This window comes from Prosthecobacter sp. (assembly GCF_046154365.1).
In the GTDB taxonomy this organism is placed as follows: Bacteria; Verrucomicrobiota; Verrucomicrobiia; order Verrucomicrobiales; family Verrucomicrobiaceae; genus Prosthecobacter.
This window is the reverse complement of sequence record NZ_JBJXFV010000092.1, coordinates 1-3,621: the sequence shown is the minus strand read 5'-3', so window position 1 is coordinate 3,621 and position 3,621 is coordinate 1. Positions and strand designations below refer to the sequence as shown.

The 3,621-nt window shown below is 59.3% G+C and carries 2 protein-coding genes and 2 pseudogenes; all 4 read left to right on the top strand.

Annotation, left to right across the window (positions count from 1 at the left end):
- Window positions 1-1,598, top strand: a 1,598-nt coding sequence (locus ACKVY0_RS11975) for a sialate O-acetylesterase (protein ID WP_409215054.1), incomplete at its 5' end; no start/stop codon positions are given.
- Window positions 1,599-1,633: 35 nt separating this feature from the next.
- Window positions 1,634-2,440, top strand: a complete 807-nt coding sequence (locus ACKVY0_RS11970; protein WP_409215053.1) for a sulfatase-like hydrolase/transferase — start codon at window positions 1,634-1,636, stop codon at window positions 2,438-2,440.
- Window positions 2,441-2,461: 21 nt separating this feature from the next.
- Window positions 2,462-3,214: pseudogene (locus ACKVY0_RS11965) on the top strand (sulfatase/phosphatase domain-containing protein); the annotation flags it as partial.
- Window positions 3,215-3,359: 145 nt separating this feature from the next.
- A pseudogene (locus tag ACKVY0_RS11960) lies at window positions 3,360-3,621 on the top strand (hypothetical protein); the annotation flags it as partial.

The window sequence follows — 3,621 nt, the reverse complement described above, 5'->3', positions numbered from 1 at the left end:
ACTCGATCTGGGGATGGGCCGATCCGAAAGAACAAATCACCGTGGCGGCAAGTTGGGGTGCCTCGGCCACGGCGCAAGCCGATGCAGACGGCGGATGGAAGGTCTTCCTGGATACACCCGCGTTTGGCACGGGGCATTCGCTGAAAATCACCGGCTCGAAAACCATCGAGATCAAAGACGTCGCGATCGGCGAAGTGTGGCTCTGCGCCGGGCAGTCGAACATGGGCTGGTCGGTGGGCAACTCCGCAGAGGCGGAGATGGAGGCGAACGTCAATCTGCCGAACTACCGCATTTTCAAATCCGCCCGCGAGCACTGGCATGAGCCGCTGAAGGAGAAACGTGATCTCCTCGATCAATGGAAGCCCTGCAATCCCGAGTCCGCCGCTGAGACCTCCGTCGTGGCGTATCACTTCGGTAAGAAGCTGCGTCTCGCTCTCAATGTTCCCGTCGGGATCATTCAGCAGGCTTACGCGGGCACGCCGATCGAGGGTTGGATGCCGTGGGACGTCCAGCAGGACATCGCGCAATCAAAGCTGCAGAAGGAAGACATGGATCGCAGCGCCCAGCGGCAAAAGGATGGCAAGGGCGAAAGCCGCGAGCAGGCGCTCCAGCAGTTCGAAAGCGAACTCGCTGACTACAACGCCAAAATCGCCGCAGGCGAGACCATGAAGAACCAGGCGCGGGCACTGCAACCTCCCACGATCACCAAGCCCGCCGACTTGGGGAATCAGTATCCGGCCCACATCTTCAACGGCATGATCAATCCCGTCCGGCCTTATGGCATCAAAGGCGCCATCTGGTATCAGGGCGAGCGCAACTCCAAAACCGCGCCCCAGGCCGTCGCCTATGGCGAACAACTGAAGCGGCTCATCAGCTACTACCGCTCGTCATGGCATGAGCTCTCCGGCGGCAACGTCTCGAAAGAGTTTCCGTTCTTCTTCACGCAGTTGCCCAGTTGGGAGCCGCCGCAAACGCAGCCCGTAGAGGGCTTCGAGGCCACCTGGGCGGTCAACCGCGAGACCATGCGGCTCGTCAGCCAGGAGATGCCGCATACCGGCATGGCCGTTGGCATTGATTGCGGCGACCCCATTGCCCTGCATCCCCAGAACAAGAAGCCCATCGGCATCCGCCACGCCTACCTCGCGCTCAAAGAAGCCTATGGCAAAGACATCGTCCCCTGCGGCCCGCGCTATCTCAGCCAAAAAATCGAAGGCAGAAAAATCACCCTCGAGTTCGACTGCATCGGCAGCGGCATGATGGCCGCCAAGCCGGGCAAGCTGGACGCCTTCGCCATCGCCGGAGCGGACCAGAAATGGCACTGGGCGGACGCCGAGATCGCCGGAAACAAGGTCATCGTTTCCTGCAAAGACGTGCCAACTCCCGTGGCCGTCCGCTACGCCTGGGCGATGAATCCCTCGCAACGCAATCTGCTCTACAACAAGGAAGGTCTTCCCGCCTCACCCTTCCGGACCGACACCTGGCCGCTCTTCGATCCCAACAACCCCGACGTGGGCGTGGAAAAACCCGAAAAGACCGACGAAGCCCGCGACGCCAAGAGGAACTACCAAGACTGGGAACGCCCCCGAATGACGCAGTAATTCACCCACCTCCAATCCTGTTACGGACACCGACGATGAAACTTGCGTTCACTCTCCTCACCGCGTTGCTGCTGATCGCATCGCTCGTTCCGCTCCACGCCGCTGAACCGCCTCTAAACGTGCTTCTGATCACTGCCGATGACCTCGGCTTTGAGGCGATGGATTTCCTAGATGGCAAGGTGCCCGGCGTCACACCGAACCTCAGCAAGCTCGCTGCCGAGGGCCTCAGCTTTCGGCATGGCTACGTCAACAACGCCATTTGTTGTCCGAGCCGCAGCATTATTGCCACAGGACGCTACGGACATAACAGCGGGTTGTTTGGCTTCAACAAGCTCACCAAGCCGATCCCGACGGTGTTTGGCACCTTCCAGAAGGCGGGCTATCTCACCGGCGTTCTTGGCAAGGTGAGTCACTCCACGCCCGATCCTGCATTCAAATGGGATTTCGCCCACGACCAGAATGAACTCGGCGCAGGTCGTAGTCCGACGAAATATCATGGCTTCGCGCAGGAGTTCTTCGCCCGCTGCAAGAAGGAGAACAAACCCTTCTATTTTATGGTCAACTCCCATGACCCGCATCGCCCGTTCTACGATCCCAACGGTCGCAACAAGAACGGGGAGGAAGTGCCGTCGCGGCTCTTCAAGCCAGAGGAGATGGTCATCCCGAGCTATCTCCCTGACCTGCCGAAAGTCCGCGAGGAATACGCGCATTACTTCAACTCCGTCCGCCGCCTCGACGACACCGTGGGTCGCGTCCTCAAGGCGCTCGATGACTCCGGGCTGGCCAGTCGCACGCTGGTCGTCTTCATCACCGATAACGGTTCCGCCTTTCCCTTTGCGTAGGCCAACACCTATCTCGCGAGCAATCGCACGCCGATGTTGTTTCGCTGGCCGGGCGTCATCAAACTCGGCTCGGTGGACAAGTCGCACTTCGTCTCCGAGGTCGATTTCTTCGCGACCTTCATGGACGCCACGAGTCAGCCCATTCCCGAAGGCCTCGACGGGCTCTCGCTGGTCCCGCTGTTCAAAGGCGGCAAGCAGAGCGGACGCGACTACGTCTTCACCCAGATCGACTACACCATCGGCGGCCCGGCCAAGCCGATGCGTTGTGTTCAAGACGCGCACTACGGCTACATCTTCAACGCCTTCTCCGACGGCAAGTTCAAATACAGGAACAACAACGAAGGCCTGACCTTTGCTGCAATGGAGAAAGCCGGAAAAACTGACGCAGCCATCCAAGCTCGCGTGGAAATGTTCCGGCACCGTGTCCCGCAGGAGTTCTATGATCTCGAAAAAGATCCAGGCTGCACGAACAACCTCATTCGAGATCCCAAGCATCAGGCCCTGGTGAAGAAGTATCAGGATCGCCTGCGCCAATGGATGGTCGAAAAGACCGACCACTGCCTGGCGGCCTTCGATGTCCGCGAAGATCCCGCCAAGCTAGCCGAAGCCGTGAAGAACTACCCAGTGCTCGACAAATCCGGCGGCACCGCCACCGAAGCGGGTGAGGAGCCGGACTCAAAGACCACGATGCCTCCCGCAACTGACGAAAAGGCCGCAAAGCGCAAAGCCAACCGAGCAGCGAAGAAGGAAGCGGAAGCGAAGAACGCGAAATAGTGAAACCCAACTTGATACCCGCGATGAGAATCCATCCCGCGCTAAAAGATATCGATCACAAAGTCCTACACCGCACTGGCCGTGCTCAGCGAGTCCTTCTCGAAGAACTGAGTTTAATTGTCTCCTGTCCGCTGGGACCTGAATCATGAACATCGCCCGCCGTTTTTTCCTGAAGCTCTTCCCGCTGCTGGTGTGGCGCGGTCAGTCCCTTCAAGCTACCGAGTCTAAGTCGGAGCGGATTTTCCTCGGGCAAGGAACGATGGCTGGCGAAGTCACCGATTCGACGGCTCTGCTGCAGACGCGGCTGACCTCGGCGGCGCAACTCGATGCCGACGGTGATCTGCTGGGAATCGCGGGCGTGGTTTCTTTTGAATGGAGCACGCGAAAGAAATTCAGCGACGCGCAGC

Excerpts from the sequence above, each read along its gene's own strand:
- ACKVY0_RS11970 (WP_409215053.1), top strand. The coding sequence starts at position 1,634 with ATGAAACTTGCGTTCACTCTCCTCACCGCGTTGCTGCTGATCGCATCG.